We start from the raw sequence: 20,737 nt of genomic DNA on the forward strand, positions 1-20,737 counted from the left end.
ATGAATGGTGGAAAATCTAATTAAAGAACTGCGTAAAGTCAAGCGGATGTCTCAAGATGAATTGGCGAAAGTATGCGGTGTATCTAGACAAACGATTAACGCAATTGAAAACAATAAGTATGATCCAAGCTTAGCGCTGGCTTTCCAGCTGGCCCAAGAACTGGGAGCAACAGTAGATGAGCTGTTTTTATTTCATAAATCATAAGTTAGTTAAAAAGGAGAAGATAATGTGAAAGTAAAAAAAGCGGACGAAATGGAAAAGTTTGAAATCAAGCAAGCGGCGCGAAACGGCTTTTTATTTTATACAGTAGCGCTGTTAATTTGGTCTTCCTATGATTTTATTAAAACCGGTGAAAGAGGATGGGAAGCCACAATCTTACTAGTAGGAATATGCGTATATTTTTGGACACTCGTTTATTACAAGCGAAAAGTACATAGCTAATAAGTGAACGGAAATCGAAAATACTTTGATCACTTCATATAAAAGAGATTTACAGAGCAACGGCGGTGAAATGAATGAAAAATCGAGCTGCACGAGTAGCTCTTACAAGTACGGGCATGTTACTGTTGATGATAACGTTAATACTTCCTGTTCCGGGATTAATCTACAGTCTGCTTGTAGGAAGCAGCATTGTACTAAAAGGATGCGGAACAGGAGGAATAAAAAGGTGTATCACCTGAATGCAGCGTGATGCGGAAAAGGAGGTTCCTTTTGAAAAAAAGAACGATTATTATAGCTGCACTTTTATTTATCATCGTATTTTATTTTACATATACCGGGAAAGCCTATCAGTTAAAAGACGTCATAAAAGTAGATGAAGCAAACGTTACGCGTATTGAAATAGATACGGACGAAGGAAAACGTGTAGTAGATGATAAAAAAGAGATAAAGCAAATCGTACATTCTTTGGCAAAAGTAGAAGTGAAAAAAAGCAAGGAACTCGATCCAAAGTTTGACCAGTCTTACTGGGTAAAAATCGTTGAAAACGGAAAAGATGCGTACGGATTAACGATTTACGATAATGACTACATAAAAGCGTTTAACTTTGAAGATAAAAAACAGGCGACGTATACGATTGTTAAAGATCAAAAAGTAGATGTTAAAAAGCTGTTTTCAACTAAATAAAAAACCTACTAAAAAAGACAGCCTGCGCTGTCTTTTTTTATAAAAATAATAGATTGAAAATTTTGACTATTTTAAGTGGAATTAATCCTTGCCTATATAATTAATAAATGATTGAATTAGGTCAATATCAGGGTTAACTAACAGTGCTGGAAGAAGGCCAAATGTTAATAATACAAGGACGTTTGATCCAATAAAGATGCGAAGTGCTTTTTTGATTTTCATGATATTTCCTCCCTTTTTTATATTTTCGTATAAAAAGAGAAAAAAATCAATAGAAATGTGACGAAATTGTGAACTTTTTGTCTGATAGTCCCTGATAGATTATAAAAATTCCCTCTCTATACTAGATAAAGAGGGGATATAGTAAATCATAAAATATGTAGAAATATTAAAAGTACATGCGCAGATTCCCGATAAATCGGTAGAGAAAATAGCATGAAAAGCCAATTAAGATACATCCAGCTGCAATAGAAACCCATTTGATATAAAGCTGATTCAGCACTTTTCTAGTTCCAGAGACAATTGTCATTAAGCCCAGATCATGAATTAAAATTCCCGTTAATATTCCGGCAGCAATCACTAGGAAATGAAACGAGTGAGAGGCTTGAAGCGAATTTGTCAGCACCGTCCCAAACACGCTCAGCCAAAAAATGAGATTGCTCGGAGAAATCGCAACAAAGATTCCGTTCACATAAGAAGAGGCAAACGACTTTTTTATGTGTTCTCCAGGAGCCGTTATATCATGATCCGCGTGTCTAATGCTGTCATAGCCAATATAAAGTAAAAAAAGTGCCCCTACAAGCCACATAACAAGCTGGATAAAAGGAGCAGACAAAAAAGAAGCCAGTCCAGAGTAAAGAAGCACAATTAGCAACAAATCAACCGTCATGCCTCCAAGTCCCACAACCCAGCCGTGAAGAAAACCATTTTTTAAACCTTGCTTCGTCATTTCAATCGTTACCGTACCAACGGGAAGGGCAATCGAAAGACCGAGCAGCACATTTGTTAAAAATAACGTCACCAAAAACAAAACCTCTTTCAATCTCGTATCTACTATCGTTTTCCTTTTAAGTGGTCTTTCATTATATAAAAATATGTAATAAAATTCAATATTATGAATAAAAAAACATACAGTGAAGATAAGAGGAGGAAAAAAGTAAATGAAGTTAATTTGTGAATCGTTACAAAAAGAAGACTATATACAAGAACTTTCTGAAGTGAATTTTACACATCCTTTAATTCAACAAAAGGTACGTGAACTCAAAAGCGGCTCGCCTTATTCTCCAATAGCGTACATAAAAAAAGCGTACGAGTTTGTGAGAGATGAAGTTTCTCATTCATGGGATATTCAAAGCAGAATCATCACGAAAACGGCTTCAGAGGCTTTAAAAGAAAAGGAAGGAATTTGTTAAAGCAAATCTAATCTACTAGCCGCTTTGCTGCGTGCAGAAGGGATTCCGACAGGCTTTTGTTATCAAAGATTAATCCTTGGGGATACGATAGACACAGGCTACTGTATTCATGCGTTAAATGCTGTCTACATCAAAAGTGAAGAGAAATGGATTCGATTAGACGCGAGAGGAAATAAAGAAGGAGTGCAAGCCGACTTTTCGCTAAAAAAAGAAAAACTGGCTTTTCCAGTAAATCCTACACAGGGTGAAGTAGACTATGCGACTATTTATACAAAACCTCGCAAAGAAACAATGGACGTGTTGTCTCAGCACGAAGACTGCTTGGATATGTATTTGCACTACTTGCCTACCGAGCTATAAAAAGCGGCTGGGATAAACGTATTTTAGTTGAAGGAAGATCCGAACGATGAATGGAGAACCTTAATAGAGAATGAAATTCGTTCGGATTTTTTATTGATAGTTTCATGTATGTGGCTGCTTCTAGCTGGTGATTGGAGGGCAAGACGAAGACTCCTGCGGGGAAAGCGGAACAGGTGAGACCCCACAGGAGCGTAAGCTACGAGGAGGCTCACCGGCCGCCCGCGGAAAGCGAAGTCTTGCACGGAAATCAACAGCGGTGTAACAAGCGGTTCAGCTCATCTCTCCATTTTATTCGTCTTTAACTGAAAAATTAGTATGCCATCTCTTCACCATTTTAAACGCTTTCCTGCACGGTGGTTGACGGTCTTTTAAACGCAGCAACTAACCACACAATATTCGTAATCAGTAAGCCTAAGCAAGAAATCATTACACCTATGATGGAAGCTAAGTTTCCTGAGAAATCTTCCAGTCCAAATAAAAACAGAGCCGGCATTAGTAATAGAGTACTAGCAGCGATTAAAAGTCCAATGCTGCAAAAAGCAGCCATCACAAATTTTAAGAAATGCATTCCTAGCAGATAAAATGCTAAAGGCAACAGATATAAAAATAGAATCATGCCAAGAGATAACCACATCCCAACTGAACCGAACGTGTTAACATTTGGACCTGAATCTGCTAGAGGTGAAAGCGAAGCAAGAACCAAGATAAAGCAGAAAAATAGGGCAGAAAGCAAAGTGGTGATCGCTACACTATTTTTTGTTGTCGAATTACGCACTGTTTGTTAACCTCCTTTCTCAATAAAAAAGTATATGGATTAATTTTACAATATAAAAGTCCGGAAATCACCAATTTTTTACAAAAATATTCGATAGGCTGGATAATAATGAAGAGAAGATGGGTTGAGATAATACACGTGAACATATTTTTTGTGTGGGCCTGGATAGTGGGTTTCGTGCCAGTATTGCGTCAGTATTGTTTGAATAGGATGCGAATGAGGGGCCTCTCCGTAATGTCCGTAGTAGATACCGCTGCCTGAATAAGGAGAATACATAAAATCACCTGCCTGCTTAAATGAATGTGTTACACGGTATGTTTTTACGTTGGTTAACGTTCTTCTACAATGCAAAAAGGGCACAATTAGGTCATTGGCTATATGAATGCTCCATTACAGTAAAAAAGACCTCTAAAAGCACGAGGTCATAAGCTAAGCATCTGTATGTTCTTCACTGAGATTTCTTTGAAAATCCAAAAAACGAGTTCCTTGAAACGTCAGTATTCCTTCGTCTCCTTCTGCAAGCTTGCCGTACTGGCTGCCTGAAACAGTAAATTCAGAGCGGTCGGTGCTTTCAAATTGAAAGGTTACGTAGTAAGTTGTAGACGTATGAGAGTGGTGATGTTCGTGAGCATGGCTGTTATGGTGCTGGACGTTTGTCCGTTTGCCCGTAATTTTTGCTTTTACAGATAGACGGGGAGACTGCTCATTTTTGCTCCACGTGCTGATTCCTTTAAAAATAGAAAATAAGAAAATACCAATAACAATAACAAAAAATAGCATAACAAACGTAGGCATTCCGTTAAATAACGCATCGTCTGGAAAAAAAGCGCCTCCGCTTAGGTCAGCATCACCTTCAAAAACAATGTCATCTCCGGACGGGTTATCTTCAAATATCATTTCATCTTCAAACATTCGTATTCCCCCTTACTATAAATACGGTTCCTGAATGGAAAAAGTTTCATCTTTATAGTAGTCTTATGATAGGATAGCTAGTTACTATTCATACATATGAGTGAACAAGGAAAAGGAGAGATCAACATGGGGAAATACAAAGTTGTTATGTCTGGAAAGACGTGGCCAAACGCTTACGAAAAGCTAGCGGAACACTGCGATATTCAAATGTGGGAAGGAGAAGGGAAGATTCCACAAGAAACGCTGCGCGACTGGCTTCGTGATGCTGACGGCTTTTTTAATATCGGCCACATTACAGTAGATGAAGAACTGTTAGAAGCAGCACCGAATCTGCGCGTTATTTCTCAATCGGGTGTCGGGTATGACAGTGTAGATGTCGAAGCGTGTACCAAAAAAGGCGTGCCGTTTAGCAATACGCCGGGCGTGTTAGTAGAAGCGACGGCTGATTTAACGTTTGGTCTCTTATTGTCAGCAGCTCGCCGCATTCATGAAGGCTATGAAAAAGTGAAACAAGGAAACTGGGAAACGGTATTTGGCGTTGATTTATTTGGAAAAACGCTTGGTATTGTTGGAATGGGCGATATCGGAAGCGCCGTTGCCAGACGAGCAAAGGCATCGGGGATGAACATCGTTTACCACAACCGAAGCCGCAAGCATGAAGCCGAAAAAGAGCTTGATGCCGTATACCTCTCATTTGAAGAGCTGCTTCACACAGCTGACTGTATCGTATGCTTAGTGCCGCTTTCAAATGAAAGCAAAGGCATGTTTGGAGAAGCGGAATTTAAAGCTATGAAAAACAGCGCGTATTTTGTGAACGCAGCGCGCGGGGGATTAGTGGATACGGAAGCACTGTACGAAGCGCTGAAACATGAAGAAATTGCGTATGCCGCACTGGACGTAACAGACCCAGAGCCGCTTCCGGCAGATCACAAGCTGCTGCAGCTTTCAAATGTGCTAGTAACGCCGCATATTGGAAGCGCTACGTACGAAACGCGCAATCGCATGGCAGATCTAGCCGTACAGAACCTGCTTTTAGGTCTTGAGAAAAAGCCTTTAGTGACGTGCGTGAATGAAGAAGTGAACTACAAGTAAGAAGAGATTTTTTGTTAAAAGCATTACAGCTTATTTTTTCAATTATTACCGTTGGACTGGCTCTTTATATGATGCTCACTCACAATGACCAGTTCCTTTCGCTTTTAAATATACTCCTAGGCTTAACGATGCTAGTTTTAGGAGCAATTGAGTGGCAAAAAAGAAAGAAAACCAGCGCGTGGCTGCTGTTTTTCGTTGCGCTATTCAGCTGGTTTGCCGGTCTTTATCGCATGACGATTTAAAAACGCTTGGCATTTGCCAAGCGTTTTTTTAATGTGCTTTTAGCTGCGTTTCTAACACGTTTTCAATAACGGAAGCTACTCCGTTTTCATCGTTTGTTAATGTAACGTCATCAGCTAGTGCTTTAATTTCTGCATGCGCATTTGCCATAGCGATTCCTTTTCCAGCTCTTTGCAGCATCGATACGTCGTTAAAGCTGTCTCCAATGGCAATGGTATCGTGAAGAGAAGCGCCAACCTCTTTTACAACGTAGTTTAATGCGTTTCCTTTTGACGCATCTTTGTGTTCGAGTTCAAAGTTATGATCAGCGGAAGAGACAAGGGTCATGTCGTGCTGCTTGCTAAAGTGATCCCAGCCTTTTTTTCGTTTTTCATCATCAAATGAAAAAGCCAATACGTTATAAAGCTCAGCGTTTGTATTTAAAATATCTTCATACGATGCAACAAAGGCAAATCCCGTTTGGCTGTACTGCTTAGCCGCCGCGTGATGAAGTCTTTCTTCGTCCACGTTTTTATTGGCGCTTTTTACTCGGTCAATTTCAATGGCCAGCAGCTCACGGCCTGAGTTTGGCGTATAAATGGCATGTTCAGCAAACACTTCATAATAAAATTCGTTTGCATCCAGCCACTGAAGCGCTTCTTTTACGTGATGGGCATCAATTGGAACAGAATGTCTGAGCTGTCCGTCCGGGTCATGAATAGTCGCTCCGTTTGCGGCAATCACCCAAAGGTTGGAAAGCTCAGCTTTTTTTAAAATTTCCTGCACGTCGAAATAAGCGCGCCCCGTAGCAACCACGACTTCAACTCCGTGTTTTTGCGCTTTTTTAATTGCTTCTGCATTAATTGTGCTAATTTCACTGCTGCTATTTAAAAGAGTTCCATCTAAGTCTGTAAAAATCATCTTCATAAACTATCTCTCCCTTTGACTATTATTACTTGTTTTTGCATGTTTTATCTTGTTTATCCTACAATAAACGAAAAAACACTGATAATCAAGCGTTTTTACATTGTTTTTACAAAAGAAACAAGTATAATAAAGTAAAAAGCAGAAAGAAAACAGGTGAACAAGCAATGTTAAAACAAGAAAGACGCAAACAAATTATGAATTTGCTTGAAAAAGAAGGGCGCATTGTAGCTACGACGCTTAGCCAAACGCTGAACGTTTCAGAAGATACAATCCGCAGAGATCTGCGGGAAATGGACGCGCTTGGTCTGTTGCAGCGCGTACACGGAGGAGCGCTTCCGCGTTCCACGTCTGCGGTTGATTACAAAGAGCGTAAACGTGAATTGATGGATGTTAAGCATTCACTTGCCGTTGCGGCGCTTCCGTTAATTAAAGACGGGCAGGTGCTCTTGATGGACGGAAGTACAACAAATATTCAGCTCGTCAAAGCTTTTCCAAAGAATTTAAACGTTACGGTTATTACAAACAGTCCGTTAATTACCGTTGCACTAGCGGAACATGACTTTGTAGAAGTTGTTTCTCTTGGAGGAACGTTTCGAAAAGAATCGATGGTCACAGTAGGACAAAGCGTGGTTGATACGCTTAAGCAAATTCGAGCGGATCTTTGTTTTTTAGGCGTATACGCAATCGATCCTAAAATCGGTATGAGCATTCCTTTGCTTGAAGAAATGCACATCAAAAGTCAAATGATAAAAAGCGCGAGTGAAGTAGCGGCTATTGTAACAGCTAAAAAACTCAATACGTCTTCAACGTACACGTTCAGCTCAGCCAACTCACTAGATTGGCTCATTACAGAAGAACATGTGAACGAAACCGTGTTAAATGCTTATCGCGAAATCGGCATTGAAGTGATCACAAATAAATAGTAGTTTTGGTAAGGAAGTATATGGTAATGTAGAGTAAAAAAGGAGCTTGAGCGATGAGCGAACAAATAGATGTTACGCAGGAATTAGCGAAGCTTCAGCAAAGAGTCGAACACCTAGAGGAAAGAGTGGAAAAAGCAGAGTCCAGGCAAGGCCCTTTATGGTTTCTATGGGAAGCTATACGATCAATTTTAATTGGACTATTTATTGTAGGACCTGTGGTCGCCATTATTTTTGGCGTGTTAGGGGCACTATCCGGAAAATAAAAGACCCGTTTCTTTATTGAAACGGGTTTTTTATTATTATTTGTTTTCTGAATCAGAACGAAACTTCGTGCTGACAAAAATGATAATAGCTAATAGAATCACAATTGGCAGCCAAATAATTTCAAATTTATAAGCTGGCTCTGCAAGTGCGGCGATAACAGCGCCAAAGCAGTAAAGCACAAGAGACAGCGCGCGAAGAATCGCATCGGTGTTAAACGTTTTGCGGTAGCGAGGGCTGCGAAAACGTGCCGTTACGTCTTCAAAGAAGTTAGCAAGCGTCCCTGTTAATACAGTTGTAGAAATTCCGGCTACGCCAAGCTTTCGAGCGGCCGTTGTTTGAAGACCCATTGCTGAGCTTAATAAGAAAATAAATAAGTAAGTTAAGTGTAAAGAAGGAGAAAACGAAGATAAAAGTGCAAAAACAAGTAAAATCAATCCTTCTATTCCAAGGGCAATCGTTACGGCTTTAGGCCAAAACGTTTTTTCTTTGTTTCCAACTAGGATTGCAGCTCCTACAACTCCTACAATAAAACCTCCTAAAGCTGTGAGGGAATGAAAAACAGTTGTTTCAAGCGAGTTTCCGATTGCTAACCCAAGCAGCACGATGTTTCCCGTCATATTTGCAGTAAAGATATGGCCAAGGCTTAAGTAGCCAATTACATCCACAATACCTGCTGTTACGCAAAGAACGAGCAAAATAATGTTTCGATAAGTAGAATTCGTCACGGTAAGTCATCCTTTCTTTTTATACCAACTAAACAGTTTACCGTGAAGAAAAAAATCTGTCCAGAGAGTTGTCCTACAAATTTTCAAGTGTGTCCCACCCAAAAGCCACTTCAGATAGAGATGTACCATCAATGATAACGTCGGCGCGATCGATTCTTTTTCCGCCAAGCGCTTCATAAAATTGACAGGCGCCGTTTTGTTCAAAAGCCCATGTGAGCATCGTATGTATATCACGGTCTACAAGCTCTTGCGCTATTTTATGCATAAGCGCTTTGCCAATTCCTTTTCGCTGATGCTCTGTGAGTAAATACATGGCATACAGTTCTCCGGTATAGGAAGGATGCTTGTTGGTTCTTTCTTTACCATAAGAAGCAAAGCCTACGATTTGACCGTTTTCTTCTGCAACGAAAACAGAATTTGATTCCAGCTGCTTTTTCCAGATGGCTTTTCGTTTTTCAGCGTTCAACGAATGTAAAAAAGAATCCGGAACAAGTCCTTTATAAGTCGATTTCCAGCTTTCTACATGTACGTGGGCAATGCCCGCTTCATCACCAATTCTCCCTTGACGTATCATCTGCTCACCTCGTTTTTTTTCTATATTTTAACATAAATTTAAAGGTGGTATCCCCGTTTTTCCGTTTTCTTTGTATATATATAGTAGCTATTTTACATAACAAAGGAGATGACGTAATGAGTAAATTATTATTAAAAGATCAGCCGTTACTTGTACTGCCGGCGCTTGCAGTCAAAGTAGGAGTGAACGGAGCGCTGTTTCTTCAGCAGCTTCACTACTGGCTTGAAAAAAGCGTAAACGTGCAGGACGGATATACGTGGGTATACAATACCAATCAGCAGTGGCTGCAGCAGTTTCCGTTTTGGTCGCTTTCAACAATTCAACGCATCATTTCAAAGCTTGAAAAAGAAGGGTTGATTATAAAAGGAAAATACAACCGCTCTAAATTTAACAACACGGTTTGGTACCGAATTGATTATGAGCAATTAGAAAAGCTTATGCCAAGCGATGAATTTGAAGAGCTCGAAGATGTCAATTTGACAGAAAGGGCTAGTCAAATTGAAGCAGCGGAGCCGGTCACAGTGACGGCGTCATTAACAGAGACTACAGCAGAAAATACAAATCAAATAAAAAGAGAAGAAGATGCGGATGACGCTTACGTCCAAAGGTTGGAAGCTGCTTTTATTGCTAGAAGAAACCGAGGGATGTATCCTTCAGCCAGTGATTTAAAGCATATGTACGAAGTCGCAAAAAGCGAAATACCACTAGAAACGGCGCTATCAGGACTGCATGAAGCATTCGATCGCTACGTGCCTAAATACAGTGGTGATACGATTCGAGCGTTTGCTTATATCAAACAGCATCTTTTTCATAAGCATTATGTAACATCACAGCGAGCGCTAGCGAGTCAACAGACTGACAAGCCGATTTCCTACCTCAATAAAAAGCGTGTCGTTCGCAGAGAATTGACGCCGGATTGGCTAAGAGAAAATGAAGAGGCAGCGCCTTTAGCTTCAGCTTTTAAAGACGATGCTCACTTTGAAGAAGAAAAGAAAAAGCTGGAAGAAAGTCTTCGCGAGCTGGAGCAAGAATTAAAAAATAATTGAAAATAACACTGGACTTTTATAAGATAAAAGATAGTAAACCTTTTGAAGACGAAAGGTTTACTTGGTAAATGAAAAGCGGCTTTTAAAGAAGGTGCGCCATAAACGTGATAAAATTTTTGTTTTTGCTGTTCATGCCTACAATCTTTGTTTTTTTCGGTTTGTGGCTTATCCAAAATGTGTTGGTAACATTTGTTTGCTTTTACGGCTGGATGTTTATGATTTTATATGCGAATAATAAAATTAACTTTAAGGTAGCGCTTACAAAGAAATCTCTTTATGTGGGAACTCTCAGCGGAATTCTATGTGCCGCTGCGATAATTGGAAGCAGCCTGCTTTTTTCTGGTAAAATCTTTCATGTGAAAGATATGCAAGCGGTTTTGCAAATATGGGGATTTAGCGGGTGGAAAGTTGCCGTTTTAGCCGTCGTTTTAATTTTTATTAATCCTGTTTTAGAAGAAATGTATTGGCGGGTGTATATACAAAATAAAGTGAAAAAGCATGTTTCTGTACTTGCTTCAAGCGCTGTCACATCAAGCTTTTATACGCTTTATCACGTATTCATTATCCTTCCTGTTTTTGTATTTCCGTTTAATGTGATCTCGGTAATAGGTGTCTTTTCAGCAGGTATGATGTGGGCGTATATAAGAGAGCAATATGGTATCAAAGGGGCCATCATCAGCCATGCGCTAGCGGATGCGGCGATTATGATTGTATACGGATTATATGTAAGATAGTGGTATTATATCAAAAAACCATGAATCGTTATTCATTTATAACTTGTTTTCATGGTATAATAACAATAATAGTAAAATTTTATCAACACATTTGAATTGAAATAATGTATACTTGTAATACAAAGATTGAAGCGTTTACATAAATCGGAATACACATAGTTAATCTGGGTCCGATGAAAACTAAAAAAAGAGAGAGAGATAATTACTTGGAGGAGGAATAGAAGTATGTTTGTACCTATTGAGCGTAAAAAAGTATCTAGTCAAGTGCTTGATCAATTAAAGAAAATGATTAAAGAGAAAACGTTCCCGCCAGAGTCTCGTTTACCGTCGGAACATGAACTGTCAAAAATGTTTGGAGTGAGCCGCGCACCAATTCGTGAAGCGCTAAGCGTTCTTTCTGCCAGTGGATTGATTGAATCAAGACAAGGCGGAGGAAGCTACGTAAAGCGTGTAAACTTAGTGGGCATGCTTGATCCAATGACGTTTGAAATGGTTGAAGCAGATCAGGTTCTTGAATTAATTGAAATGCGTATTATCATCGAGTCGCAGGCAGCAAGCTTAGCCGCGCTGCGCCGCACAGATGAAGAACTGATTGAAATTAAAGAATCGTTAGAAGCATTTAAAAAGACGGTTCATAACAGTGAAGAAATTGGACATGAAGCAGACTATCGTTTTCACCATGATATCGTGAAAGCAGCTCATAATTCATTCCTTCTTCATGCTGTAGAAGATTTAGGTCATTTGTATCGAAAAGCGCTTGCTTATTCGTTAAATAAAAGCCAAAAAGAAAATCGTAAGCAAACGGATGCCGACCATGAGCGTATTTTTGAAGCGATTAAAAATGGAGAGCCAGAAGAAGCAGCAGAAGCGGTTCGTGATCATTTAGAGCACGTTCGCCAAAAAGTAATGGTATCTCAATAATAAAAAAACGACAGCCCTAGTGGCTGTCGTTTTTTATTAATCAGACCATTCATGTGAGGAAATAGCACACGATGAAAACGAAAATTTATGCTTAAGCGGGTGCAAATGTGCCGGCTTTTTTTTGTGTGAAAGGAGAAAATATCTAATTATACTCTTTAATAATCAGAAAATACAGTATTGTTAATAATTTTACGACGTGGTATTTTATTAACAAATGTTACTTTTATTTACATATTTATGTTAGTAAATCTAACATTTATAGAAAGAGGAGGGATAAGATGCTTTCATCAAGCGTCGGATATTTGATTTTACTGATTTTTGGAGGAGGATTTACGGCCGTTACAATTATGATGCAGCGCCGTCAAGGAAAGGAAATGACGGCTGAGCAGTTCAGTACAGCCGGAAGAAATGTAGGCGTTGGGCTGGCGAGTGCATCCATTATCGCCGCGTGGACATGGGCCGCTACGTTAATGATGTCTTCATCCACAGGCTATCAGTACGGAATTAGCGGACCGTATTGGTACGCAGCGGGAGCAAGCATTCAAATTTTGCTGTTTGCCATTGTAGCGATTAACCTGAAGAAAAAAGCACCGAACGCTCATACGTTTTTAGAATTTATTGCACAGCGTTTCGACGTGAAAAATCATCGTTTAATGCTTGGCTTTGCTCTTATGACAAATATTATTGTGACCGCCATGGTTATTTTAGGAGGAGCCATTGCTTTAAACTCTCTTACTGGGATGAATATTTTTGTTGCCGCTTTTTTAATTCCTCTTACGTTTACCATCTACACCATGATTGGCGGTTTAAAAGCCTCATTTGTTGCTGATTATTTTAACACTGTTTTTATTTTCATTATTTTATTTATTTTTGCTGCTGCCGTCTATTATAAGTTCGGCGTAACAAGCGTGTACGAAGGGCTGAAAAATCTGCCTTCGTCACAGCATATGCTTACGATGGCATCGGTGCCGGGCCTTTTGTTTGGGATGATTAATATTATCGGGAACTTCGGTACGGTCTTTGTGGATCAAGCTTACTGGCAGCGTGCCATCGCAAGTAAAAACAGCGCTGCTTCAAAAGCGTATATTTACGGCGGAATTGCCTGGTTTTCGATTCCCTTTGCCGTTGCCACTTTCCTTGGCGTAAGTGCCGCTGGTCTTGGAATTGCGGTTGATTCACCAGATTCCATTGCACCCGTTATGGCGTCACACGTGCTTGGAAATCTAGGTTCTATTTTGTTTTTAACGATGCTGTTTATGGCAGTAATGTCGACAGGAGCGGCTGAATTAACGGCGATCACGAATATTATCGTAACGGACATTTACCTGCGTTCTATCAACCCGAAAGCAAGCAGTAAAAAAATCTTAAGCACGTCGCGAAAAGTGACGCTTGGCTTTGGGCTGGCGATGGGCGTGTTTTCCATTTTACTGTTTTACTTAGGAATTAGCCTTGGGTTTGTGTATATGGCCATGGGTATTTTCGTCAGCGGAGCCGTTATTCCCGTCACGCTTGGACTGATGTGGAAAAAAGCGACGAACACAGGTGCATTTTACGGCGCGCTGTTAGGAATGATCGGAGGCGTTATCGCATGGAACACATCTGCTTACGTGATTAATGGTTACATTAATGTGGATGCCCTTGGCGGACTGTATCCAATGCTTATTGGAAATTCTACCGTTTTTATCATCAGTGGGGTCATATCAATTGGACACGGCTTGCTTGCTAAAAAAGAATTTGACTTTGATGAACTAAAAGACAAATTCAAAAGCTTTGATGAACATGGAGATGAACCATTAAGGGAGGAAGTGGCGTATGGATCCACAACAACAGTTAAATAAAGACGCAAAGCTATGTACGCGCTGGGCGCTGGGACTTACATTCTTATTTGTCCTCTTGTTTCCAGGCGTGATGTTTTTAACGGGCTATCAATATACGCTTTCCTTTTTTAAAGGTTGGACGTATCTGGCGTTTGGCTGGCTGATTATCGCAGGGATTTGTATTATTGTCGGGCCTGTGGTGGAGTTCGTGAGGGAGAAGAAGGATAGTGCTTTAAAATAATAGATTTCATCAAAGAACAGCTTTTCTTTTGCAGAAAAGCTGTTCTTTCATTGATTACTTAAATTGGTCTAGAATTCCTCTCCAACTTACACACCCACCGGTAATACTGCACCACCATCCAAAACAACAGTGGATTTAAGAGGAGCGAATACCACCACGTCCACCATCCGTAATGAAAATAACCCCAAGGAGCAGGGAGAAGAGCCACTACTTCATAAAGTAAAACAGCAACCGACCAAAATAAAATATAGGCGGCTTTTTTTGTGAGTTTCCCGGCAAGGGGATAGTAGGTAAGAAAAAGCATGTTTACAGGCGGAATGAGAACGGTATAAGCAAAAATACCTTGCCAGTCCGTCTCTTGTGTAAAATACCAGTAGCCGTGAAATTTGAAATTAATAAAGACGTCAAAGATGTGCTGAGCAGCAATGGTGAACATCCAAATGTGTACAATTTGATTTGCTGTGAAGCGCTTGTTTGTTTTAAAAGCAAGAACGTTAAATATTAAAATAGAAAGAATTAATCCAATCATATTGGTTCTCCTTTTGGCTTCTTGACTATATTGTATAATTTTAGGAGATTAAATCCAATAGAGAAATGGACATACTATGAATTTTCTGCGGTATTTTTCACAGGGACGGACTGTGTTTTTTTTCGATTTCTTAAAAATGCGATCACGAGTAAAAAAGCAGGAATGACAATTTGAAACGGAAGGTGTAAAGTGAACGGAATGATTTTTAACCCTTCATATACGTGTTCGAAATAGTTTTGAGCAAGGGACAATGAATAAAACAAAACGACTAAGCCAATTGGAAATACAAGCGGTGACGGGTTTTTAAGCTGAAACACGTGGGAAAGGCCCAGCACAGTGGCGTAGAAAAACAGACCTATTTTAAAGAAGCCGCCAGTGATTAAAGCCAGCATAAAAAACACATCAAGCCGTTCTAAAAACCCTGCGAATTGAATGCTTTGAACAGTGCTTAAAAGCGGAAAAGCAGACCTCGATGTTAAGGTAACGCCCAGCACACCTATATTCACAATCATTGTGATCATAAGATTAATACCGTTTAACGTAATTGCGCTGAATACAATCAAAGCGGTCTTTTTCACATTTTTTGTATATGGGAAAATCATGGCAAATACAATGACTTCGCCAAAAGGAAAATACAGCGTCTGGCTGTAGGCAACCCTCAGCACTAAAGAAATACCGTTTTCAAGCATTGGCTTTAGACTTGAAAAATCAAGAAGGCCAGAAACGAAGATAAGAATAAAGCCAGCGACGGCGAGTACATAAATGAAGAAAAACAGCAGTTCCGCCGAACGTGCCATCACTTCAATTCCTTGGCGAACCGTATAGATAATTCCCAGCATCAGTAAAGCGTTCACTATAAACAGCGGCGTGTCAGGATAGACAAAAGTAAGAAGCATCGCGCCGAAATCGCGCAGCACCCGCGCGGCTCCATTCGCAAAATATAATACGTAAAGAAAAGCCAGTATGCGTCCGGGCACTTTTCCAATAATTTTTTCGATATACTCCGTCAGCGCTAAATCGGGATAATAGCGGTGCAAGCGATAATACATAAAAATAAGTGCATAGCTGCTGATCATACCAACTAAAATGGCAATCCAAGCATCTTGCTTAGCGTCCATTGCTAAGCCGACTAAAAAGGCGCTGCCAATCTCAAAGAGCGTAATTAACACAAACAGCTGCCATCCGCTAATTCGAGCTTTTTCCACTGCCTATCCGCCTCCTTTTCTACAGCTAGTATGCGCTTTTTAACGTCAAGCATATGCATCATGTAAGTAAAGAGTTGGAAAGGAAATAGGGATATTTTGTTAAAAACTAAGTGCGCTAGCCGAAGATATAAGAGAGAAGTACGTAAAAGGAGAGAGCGTATTGGATTTATTTGAAGTCCGCTTATTTACATAGTGGGAAGACGCTATAGAAAAACTCCTTCCGTTTCTAAAAAAATATCATACTAACGAAAAAAGCCTTTTCTCTGCAAAAGGCTTTTTTCTATGGCGAACATTTGTGCTATGATAGAGAAGCAAGGAGGATACAGCATGAAAGAAAATCATCAGTTTACCATACACACAGATAAAGAAAAGCTTGATATAGATGTCATCTACTCGTACCTTCATCATGAATCGTACTGGGCAAAAGGAATTCCGCTTCACCTTGTTCAAACGTCTATCGAACATTCCGTTTGTTTTGGCGTATATGATGAGTGTGATAAACAAGTAGGATTTGGGCGAATTATTTCAGATTTTGCGACGTTTGCTTATTTGGCGGATGTGTTTATTCTTCCGCACGCGCGAGGCAACGGCCTTGGAAAAGCGCTGGTACAAGAAATGATTCGCTATCAGCCGATTCAAGACGTACGAAAAATTTTACTAGCGACAAAAGATGCTCACGGTTTGTACAGTCAGTACGGATTTAAAGAAGTTAAAAATAAGCAGCTGTTTATGCAAATTTTTAAAAAAGGCATGTATGAGCGGGCGCTTTATTCAAAAGAAAATAAAATACTGCCTGGAAAAGAGGGATAGATATGGCTGAAGAGTTACGTAAAAGCGTATTTAATGAAGAATTGATTACCCACTTGAGTGACGCTTTTTCACGTGAAATGAGTTCATTTGATCAAAAAGCATTTCATCAGCTGGTTTTTCAACAGGACTGGGAAGGCTTAGCGCTGAAAGAGCGCATGAGAAGAATTACGCTTTCCATGCATGAAGTGCTGCCGGCGGATTATGAAGAAGCACTTCATATTTTATATAAAGCGGCTCCAACGGTAGGAGGACTTCAAGGCACGATTTTTCCAGATTACGTTGAACTATACGGATTAAACGCTTGGGAAGCTTCCATAAAAGCACTCGCGTTTTTTACACCGTTTTCCACATCAGAATTTGGGGTGCGTCCGTTTTTGATTCAAGATACAAATCGAATGCTCCAGCAAATGATTGAATGGGCAGGAGATGAAAACCATCATATTCGCAGATTAGCAAGCGAAGGGAGCCGACCTAGACTTCCGTGGGGACAATCAGTACCTGCGTTAAAGCAGGATCCAAAACAAACGCTCCCGATTTTAGAGCAGTTAAAACGAGATGAATCGCTCTATGTCCGCAAAAGCGTAGCCAATCATTTAAACGATATTTCGTACATAGAAAAAGATTGGATGCTTGACGTGATGAAAAGATGGTACGGAAAAGACGTTAAAACCGATTGGATCGTCAAGCATGCGTGCCGTTCACTGCTGAAAAAAGGAGATCCTGAAGCTCTGTCTCTTTTTGGCTATGGAGATGATCCGGGCGTGAGTGTCACAGGGCTTAGCTTACAGCCGCATGTCATTACGATTGGTGATAGCATTGACTTTTCCTTTGAGTTATCGGTGGAAAAAAACATGCCGCTTCGCATAGAGTATGGAATTCATTACGTAAAAGCAAAAGGAAACCGCACTCAAAAAGTGTTTATGCTAAAAAATGTTCAAGCAAAAGCAGGCCAAGCGCTGACAGTCACAAAAAAGCATGGGTTTAAAGATTTAAGTACACGAAAACATTATAATGGTAAGCATACGCTTTCTGTTATTGTAAACGGAGTGGTAAAAGCAGAAGCGGATTTTGTGATTGAGTAACTCTTTCCTGATGGAGAGAGTTTTTTTATGTTTCTATAGAGCTGATGAGGAAACGTAAGTCAATAGGTTGCTGTCCCTTTACTTATTTACAAAATCGACTGATAAACATTCATTTAAATTCCTTTTATGGTATATTAATCCTTAAGGAGTGGTGAAGTGAAAAAATTTATGGTGGGCACATTGAGTGCTTTTTTGGCAATGTCATTGGTAGCGTGCTCAAACTCTGCTAGCAAAGAAGAGAGCGGCTATAGCATTCAAAAAGTGAAAGTCAAGATAACGGATGATGCTGATTTAATTGGAAAAGTTGGTATACAAGATAGCAAAGGAAAAATGGTCGACGTAAAACCAAAAGCGCTGTATTACGAGTTTAAAATGAAGCAGCAAGGCAAGCGTAAATTCTATCAAAATGATAAAGACGAAATAGAAGCTAAAATTATACCGAATGAAGATTTAAAGAAAGCATCTATCAATACAGTAGGCGTTAATGTATTTGATGAAGGGCATGAGCAGTTCGGTACAGGTATGGGAATTGAAGAGTTTAACTATATGAAAAAAGGAAAGGTCGATGTGCACTACGATCTGGGCGCGACTGTTAAAAACAAAGAAATGCCTCTCGCTCCTTCCGATCAGAAATTAAAAAACCTCCAAAAAGTCGCGAGGCATGGAAAGCTCGTCATTACAAGAAATAACAAAGAAATTGGTCGATATGATTTAGAGACGTTAGAATCTGTAAAGAAATGATCAATAGCTGCATGGAGTATGTGCAGCTAAATTACGGACAGTGCGGGTTCAATGAAGGGCTAAAGTTTATAGCAGTTCATACATAAAAGAGAGGCTGGACCAAATGTATTTTAGCCGAAGGGAAAAATGAACCATTGATCAACATGTTTGATTAGGGGTTCGTTGTTTTGTTAGGTTGAACGTATATTTCATGTGTTTCATTCTTTCTAGCAGTTGATTGGAGGGTAAGGTGAAGACTCCTGCGGGAAAAGCGGAACAGGTGAGACCCCGCAGGAGCGCAAGCGACGAGGAGGCTCATCGGCCGCCCGCGGAAAGCGAAGCCTTGCATGGAAATCAACTGCGGTTGAACAAGAAGTCCGAATTGTTAATCCAGATTATTTGTCTTCAGATTGAATTGATTCTGCTATGTCTCAATCCTTTTTTATATAAATGCACTCATTTGATACATTAAAAATAGTCAAAAAGGTTCAGCTCCCTTATCTTGAAGTTATTTCCTTAAACGGTATAATTATTTATGTAACATTTTAAATATTTAAAAAATTTAAAATGTCTAATCAAGGGGATGGGGAGGAGTAAATGAATGAAAAAAACTGTAAAACGAACGGCCGTGCCGGCGATTTTGTCAATTGGATTATTGCTGTCGCCGCTTGCGGTACAAGCTGAGATGCCTTACTACGGAAAAGACTACAGTCAGCCGGAAAAAATTAAAGCGCTTTATCCGGAAATAAAGGTGGATGAAGCAACGCCGGCATTTCTGAAAGGGCAAGACGCATTTACGACTCAAGAAGAAATGATGAGCTATGTTCAAACGCTTGCTCATAAAAGTCCGTACGTAAAGCTGAAGATTATCGGTAAATCACAGCAAGGGCGAGACATTCCAGCTCTATATTTTTCAAAGGAAAAGAAGTTTGCTGATGGAAAGACATCTAAAAAGCCAACGATTTGGCTTCAAAGTCAAATTCATGGTAATGAACCGGCAAGCGGTGAATCCGTACTCGCCGTTGCAACGCGTTTGACACAAGACTTTGGAAAAGATGTGTTAAATAAAGTCAACATTGTCATTGTGCCGCGCATTAATCCTGACGGATCTTATGCATTTAAACGTCAGCTAGCAAATAATTTAGACGGAAACCGCGACTACATAAAGCTTGAAAGCCCAGAAGTACAGAGCGTACGAGCTGAATTTAACCGTTTTTCACCAGAAGTCGTCATCGACGCTCATGAATATACGCCTTACAGCAGCGGATTTAAAAATATCGGTAAAGAAGGCGTGTGGAAGTATCACGATATTTTACTGCAGTCCGGCCGAAACTTAAATATTCCGCAGAACATTCGCGACGTGTCGGATGAGCTGTTTGTGAACAGTACGCTTACAGCCATTGAAAAGCAGGGATATTCAGGAGAAGTATACTATACGTCTCAAGTGAATAAACAAGGGCAGCTGGAAGTAGAAGAAGGCTCAGTTGAACCGCGAATCGGGCGAAACTCACTAGGCTTGTATCCATCGTTTTCATTTTTAGTCGAAAGCAGAGGAATCGGCATTGGCCGAGAAGATTTTCCGCGGCGAGTGAGTGCGCAAATTGCTACACAAGAAAAGCTGATTACACAAACAGCCAATCACGCCAAACAAATTAAAGCGCTGATTGCCAAAGAAAAAGCGGTGCTTGTCAAAAAAGGAAAAAATGCAAATGATCATGATCCAATTGTGGTGAACAGTGAAAATAAAAAAATACCAAACTCTACGTTAGAAATGGTCGATGTAGAAAGCGCGTCTGTTAAAGAAATTCCTGTGACGTACTACAGTGCAAAGAAAGCAACACCGACGCTTGTCCGCGAACGTCCGACTGCTTACCTTTTAAAACCGGGACATGAAGAGTTAGCAGAAAAACTGCAGGGACAAGGCGTAAAAAGTTTCAAGTTAACGAAAGAAACGGCTCTTTCAGTAGAAGCGTATAATGTCAGCAGCCGCATTGAAAATGAAGTCTACGAAAATAAACCAAATGTGGACGTGCAAACAATCGTCAAGTCAAAAACGGTGACGTTCCCAAAAGGAAGCTACGTCTTTTTAACGTCTCAGCCGCAAAACAATTTATTGTCTCTATCGCTTGAGCCAGAATCTGTGGACAGCTTCACAACGTTTGGTTATTTGCCTTCAGAAGTAGGACAAGAACTTGATGTTTACCGGTTTACGCGTTCCATTGAAAAATCGCCTTTGCAAAAAGAATCCCGTAAATAATGAAAAAGCGTGGAGCTTGGCTTCACGCTTTTTCATTATGATCACGTGACTGCTGTCGGTTTTTTC

Annotated in this window: 27 protein-coding genes and 1 pseudogene; 19 read left to right on the forward strand and 9 right to left on the reverse strand. The window is 40.0% G+C overall.

Going from position 1 to position 20,737, the window contains the following annotated elements:
• Positions 1-4 precede the first annotated feature (4 nt).
• The 4 genes from ACH6EI_RS06790 to ACH6EI_RS06805 all read left to right on the forward strand — a co-directional run bounded on the left by ACH6EI_RS06790 (position 5) and on the right by ACH6EI_RS06805 (position 1,126).
• Complete coding sequence (locus ACH6EI_RS06790) at positions 5-205, forward strand: helix-turn-helix transcriptional regulator (RefSeq protein WP_034328143.1); 201 nt, start codon at positions 5-7, stop codon at positions 203-205.
• Positions 206-229: 24 nt separating this feature from the next.
• On the forward strand, positions 230-442 hold the full coding sequence (locus ACH6EI_RS06795) for a hypothetical protein (protein ID WP_028414716.1): 213 nt from the start codon (positions 230-232) through the stop codon (positions 440-442).
• Between the two features lie 74 nt (positions 443-516).
• Entirely contained in the window at positions 517-681 is a 165-nt protein-coding gene (locus ACH6EI_RS06800) for a hypothetical protein (RefSeq protein WP_165573570.1), read from the forward strand.
• 31 nt (positions 682-712) lie between these two features.
• Entirely contained in the window at positions 713-1,126 is a 414-nt protein-coding gene (locus ACH6EI_RS06805) for a DUF5301 domain-containing protein (RefSeq protein ID WP_028414715.1), read from the forward strand.
• Between the two features lie 81 nt (positions 1,127-1,207).
• On the opposite strand, the gene ACH6EI_RS06810 is transcribed toward ACH6EI_RS06805, so the two are convergent.
• Positions 1,208-1,348: a hypothetical protein gene (locus tag ACH6EI_RS06810; RefSeq protein ID WP_013058226.1), complete on the reverse strand. Its 141-nt coding sequence runs from the start codon at positions 1,346-1,348 to the stop codon at positions 1,208-1,210.
• A gap of 166 nt (positions 1,349-1,514) precedes the next feature.
• A complete protein-coding gene (locus tag ACH6EI_RS06815) occupies positions 1,515-2,147 on the reverse strand; it encodes a LysE family translocator (protein WP_028414714.1) in 633 nt (210 codons plus the stop codon).
• A gap of 139 nt (positions 2,148-2,286) precedes the next feature.
• Between ACH6EI_RS06815 and ACH6EI_RS06820 the strand changes: the two are divergent.
• Both ACH6EI_RS06820 and ACH6EI_RS06825 read left to right on the forward strand, forming a co-directional pair.
• Positions 2,287-2,898, forward strand: a pseudogene (locus ACH6EI_RS06820) (transglutaminase-like domain-containing protein).
• A gap of 127 nt (positions 2,899-3,025) precedes the next feature.
• Positions 3,026-3,160: a hypothetical protein gene (locus ACH6EI_RS06825; RefSeq protein WP_255293408.1), complete on the forward strand. Its 135-nt coding sequence runs from the start codon at positions 3,026-3,028 to the stop codon at positions 3,158-3,160.
• A 72-nt stretch (positions 3,161-3,232) separates the two neighbouring features.
• On the opposite strand, the gene ACH6EI_RS06830 is transcribed toward ACH6EI_RS06825, so the two are convergent.
• Positions 3,233-3,673 (reverse strand): DUF5391 family protein, encoded by a 441-nt coding sequence (locus tag ACH6EI_RS06830; protein WP_028414713.1) that lies wholly within the window; start codon positions 3,671-3,673, stop codon positions 3,233-3,235.
• 429 nt (positions 3,674-4,102) lie between these two features.
• Positions 4,103-4,585 carry a DUF2500 domain-containing protein gene (locus tag ACH6EI_RS06835; protein WP_028414712.1) on the reverse strand — a complete coding sequence of 161 codons (483 nt, stop codon included), beginning with the start codon at positions 4,583-4,585 and terminating at the stop codon, positions 4,103-4,105.
• Between the two features lie 126 nt (positions 4,586-4,711).
• Between ACH6EI_RS06835 and ACH6EI_RS06840 the strand changes: the two genes are divergently transcribed.
• Positions 4,712-5,677: a 2-hydroxyacid dehydrogenase gene (locus ACH6EI_RS06840; protein ID WP_028414711.1), complete on the forward strand. Its 966-nt coding sequence runs from the start codon at positions 4,712-4,714 to the stop codon at positions 5,675-5,677.
• Positions 5,678-5,688: 11 nt separating this feature from the next.
• Positions 5,689-5,919: a DUF3953 domain-containing protein gene (locus ACH6EI_RS06845; RefSeq protein WP_028414710.1), complete on the forward strand. Its 231-nt coding sequence runs from the start codon at positions 5,689-5,691 to the stop codon at positions 5,917-5,919.
• A gap of 28 nt (positions 5,920-5,947) precedes the next feature.
• Here the strand turns inward: ACH6EI_RS06845 and ACH6EI_RS06850 are convergent, their stop codons facing one another.
• Positions 5,948-6,823, reverse strand: coding sequence for a Cof-type HAD-IIB family hydrolase (locus ACH6EI_RS06850; protein WP_028414709.1), 876 nt, complete (start codon positions 6,821-6,823; stop codon positions 5,948-5,950).
• A 164-nt stretch (positions 6,824-6,987) separates the two neighbouring features.
• Between ACH6EI_RS06850 and ACH6EI_RS06855 the strand changes: the two genes are divergently transcribed.
• On the forward strand, positions 6,988-7,746 hold the full coding sequence (locus ACH6EI_RS06855) for a DeoR/GlpR family DNA-binding transcription regulator (protein WP_014458988.1): 759 nt from the start codon (positions 6,988-6,990) through the stop codon (positions 7,744-7,746).
• 53 nt (positions 7,747-7,799) lie between these two features.
• The gene (locus tag ACH6EI_RS06860) at positions 7,800-8,009 is read left to right on the forward strand and encodes a hypothetical protein (protein WP_028414708.1); all 210 of its coding nucleotides are present in this window, start codon (positions 7,800-7,802) and stop codon (positions 8,007-8,009) included.
• A 36-nt stretch (positions 8,010-8,045) separates the two neighbouring features.
• On the opposite strand, the gene ACH6EI_RS06865 is transcribed toward ACH6EI_RS06860, so the two are convergent.
• On the reverse strand, positions 8,046-8,735 hold the full coding sequence (locus ACH6EI_RS06865; RefSeq protein WP_028414707.1) for a YoaK family protein: 690 nt from the start codon (positions 8,733-8,735) through the stop codon (positions 8,046-8,048).
• A 73-nt stretch (positions 8,736-8,808) separates the two neighbouring features.
• Positions 8,809-9,309: a GNAT family N-acetyltransferase gene (locus ACH6EI_RS06870; protein WP_033580165.1), complete on the reverse strand. Its 501-nt coding sequence runs from the start codon at positions 9,307-9,309 to the stop codon at positions 8,809-8,811.
• A gap of 116 nt (positions 9,310-9,425) precedes the next feature.
• Between ACH6EI_RS06870 and ACH6EI_RS06875 the strand changes: the two genes are divergently transcribed.
• The 5 genes from ACH6EI_RS06875 (at position 9,426) to ACH6EI_RS06895 (ending at position 14,068) form a co-directional block, all read left to right on the forward strand.
• The gene (locus ACH6EI_RS06875; RefSeq protein WP_099331207.1) at positions 9,426-10,355 is read left to right on the forward strand and encodes a hypothetical protein; all 930 of its coding nucleotides are present in this window, start codon (positions 9,426-9,428) and stop codon (positions 10,353-10,355) included.
• A gap of 104 nt (positions 10,356-10,459) precedes the next feature.
• Positions 10,460-11,089, forward strand: coding sequence for a CPBP family intramembrane glutamic endopeptidase (locus tag ACH6EI_RS06880; protein ID WP_099331206.1), 630 nt, complete (start codon positions 10,460-10,462; stop codon positions 11,087-11,089).
• A 225-nt stretch (positions 11,090-11,314) separates the two neighbouring features.
• Entirely contained in the window at positions 11,315-12,010 is a 696-nt protein-coding gene (locus ACH6EI_RS06885) for a FadR/GntR family transcriptional regulator (RefSeq protein WP_013058211.1), read from the forward strand.
• A gap of 278 nt (positions 12,011-12,288) precedes the next feature.
• Positions 12,289-13,848 (forward strand): sodium:solute symporter family protein, encoded by a 1,560-nt coding sequence (locus tag ACH6EI_RS06890; protein ID WP_099331205.1) that lies wholly within the window; start codon positions 12,289-12,291, stop codon positions 13,846-13,848.
• The gene (locus ACH6EI_RS06895) at positions 13,823-14,068 is read left to right on the forward strand and encodes a hypothetical protein (protein ID WP_050690391.1); all 246 of its coding nucleotides are present in this window, start codon (positions 13,823-13,825) and stop codon (positions 14,066-14,068) included. Before ACH6EI_RS06890 ends, ACH6EI_RS06895 begins: the two co-directional genes overlap by 26 nt.
• Positions 14,069-14,126: 58 nt before the next feature.
• On the opposite strand, the gene ACH6EI_RS06900 is transcribed toward ACH6EI_RS06895, so the two are convergent.
• On the reverse strand, positions 14,127-14,597 hold the full coding sequence (locus tag ACH6EI_RS06900; RefSeq protein WP_099331204.1) for a hypothetical protein: 471 nt from the start codon (positions 14,595-14,597) through the stop codon (positions 14,127-14,129).
• A 74-nt stretch (positions 14,598-14,671) separates the two neighbouring features.
• The gene (locus tag ACH6EI_RS06905; protein ID WP_099331203.1) at positions 14,672-15,802 is read right to left on the reverse strand and encodes a GerAB/ArcD/ProY family transporter; all 1,131 of its coding nucleotides are present in this window, start codon (positions 15,800-15,802) and stop codon (positions 14,672-14,674) included.
• 327 nt (positions 15,803-16,129) lie between these two features.
• Here ACH6EI_RS06905 and ACH6EI_RS06910 point away from each other — a divergent pair, with 327 nt between their 5' ends.
• From ACH6EI_RS06910 to ACH6EI_RS06925, 4 genes are all read left to right on the forward strand, one after another.
• Entirely contained in the window at positions 16,130-16,612 is a 483-nt protein-coding gene (locus tag ACH6EI_RS06910) for a GNAT family N-acetyltransferase (protein WP_099331202.1), read from the forward strand.
• Positions 16,613-16,614: 2 nt separating this feature from the next.
• A complete protein-coding gene (locus ACH6EI_RS06915) occupies positions 16,615-17,694 on the forward strand; it encodes a DNA alkylation repair protein (RefSeq protein ID WP_099331201.1) in 1,080 nt (359 codons plus the stop codon).
• A gap of 156 nt (positions 17,695-17,850) precedes the next feature.
• The gene (locus ACH6EI_RS06920; protein ID WP_099331200.1) at positions 17,851-18,435 is read left to right on the forward strand and encodes a hypothetical protein; all 585 of its coding nucleotides are present in this window, start codon (positions 17,851-17,853) and stop codon (positions 18,433-18,435) included.
• Positions 18,436-19,015: 580 nt separating this feature from the next.
• Positions 19,016-20,671, forward strand: coding sequence for a M14 family metallopeptidase (locus ACH6EI_RS06925; RefSeq protein WP_099331199.1), 1,656 nt, complete (start codon positions 19,016-19,018; stop codon positions 20,669-20,671).
• The last annotated feature ends 66 nt before the right edge of the window (positions 20,672-20,737 follow it).

This window comes from Priestia sp. JSM ZJ58 (genome assembly GCF_044383985.1).
Classification (GTDB): domain Bacteria; phylum Bacillota; class Bacilli; order Bacillales; family Bacillaceae_H; genus Priestia; species Priestia zanthoxyli.

Bases quoted from the DNA above. Each gene is read 5' to 3' on its own strand.
- ACH6EI_RS06790 (WP_034328143.1), top strand. From the start codon at position 5: ATGGTGGAAAATCTAATTAAAGAACTGCGTAAAGTCAAGCGGATGTCT.
- ACH6EI_RS06800 (WP_165573570.1), top strand. From the start codon at position 517: ATGAAAAATCGAGCTGCACGAGTAGCTCTTACAAGTACGGGCATGTTA.
- ACH6EI_RS06810 (WP_013058226.1), bottom strand. From the start codon at position 1,348: ATGAAAATCAAAAAAGCACTTCGCATCTTTATTGGATCAAACGTCCTT.
- ACH6EI_RS06835 (WP_028414712.1), bottom strand. From the start codon at position 4,585: ATGTTTGAAGATGAAATGATATTTGAAGATAACCCGTCCGGAGATGAC.
- ACH6EI_RS06840 (WP_028414711.1), top strand. From the start codon at position 4,712: ATGGGGAAATACAAAGTTGTTATGTCTGGAAAGACGTGGCCAAACGCT.
- ACH6EI_RS06850 (WP_028414709.1), bottom strand. From the start codon at position 6,823: ATGAAGATGATTTTTACAGACTTAGATGGAACTCTTTTAAATAGCAGC.
- ACH6EI_RS06855 (WP_014458988.1), top strand. From the start codon at position 6,988: ATGTTAAAACAAGAAAGACGCAAACAAATTATGAATTTGCTTGAAAAA.
- ACH6EI_RS06860 (WP_028414708.1), top strand. From the start codon at position 7,800: ATGAGCGAACAAATAGATGTTACGCAGGAATTAGCGAAGCTTCAGCAA.
- ACH6EI_RS06870 (WP_033580165.1), bottom strand. From the start codon at position 9,309: ATGATACGTCAAGGGAGAATTGGTGATGAAGCGGGCATTGCCCACGTA.
- ACH6EI_RS06875 (WP_099331207.1), top strand. From the start codon at position 9,426: ATGAGTAAATTATTATTAAAAGATCAGCCGTTACTTGTACTGCCGGCG.
- ACH6EI_RS06885 (WP_013058211.1), top strand. From the start codon at position 11,315: ATGTTTGTACCTATTGAGCGTAAAAAAGTATCTAGTCAAGTGCTTGAT.
- ACH6EI_RS06890 (WP_099331205.1), top strand. From the start codon at position 12,289: ATGCTTTCATCAAGCGTCGGATATTTGATTTTACTGATTTTTGGAGGA.
- ACH6EI_RS06895 (WP_050690391.1), top strand. From the start codon at position 13,823: ATGGATCCACAACAACAGTTAAATAAAGACGCAAAGCTATGTACGCGC.
- ACH6EI_RS06900 (WP_099331204.1), bottom strand. From the start codon at position 14,597: ATGATTGGATTAATTCTTTCTATTTTAATATTTAACGTTCTTGCTTTT.
- ACH6EI_RS06910 (WP_099331202.1), top strand. From the start codon at position 16,130: ATGAAAGAAAATCATCAGTTTACCATACACACAGATAAAGAAAAGCTT.
- ACH6EI_RS06915 (WP_099331201.1), top strand. From the start codon at position 16,615: ATGGCTGAAGAGTTACGTAAAAGCGTATTTAATGAAGAATTGATTACC.
- ACH6EI_RS06925 (WP_099331199.1), top strand. From the start codon at position 19,016: ATGAAAAAAACTGTAAAACGAACGGCCGTGCCGGCGATTTTGTCAATT.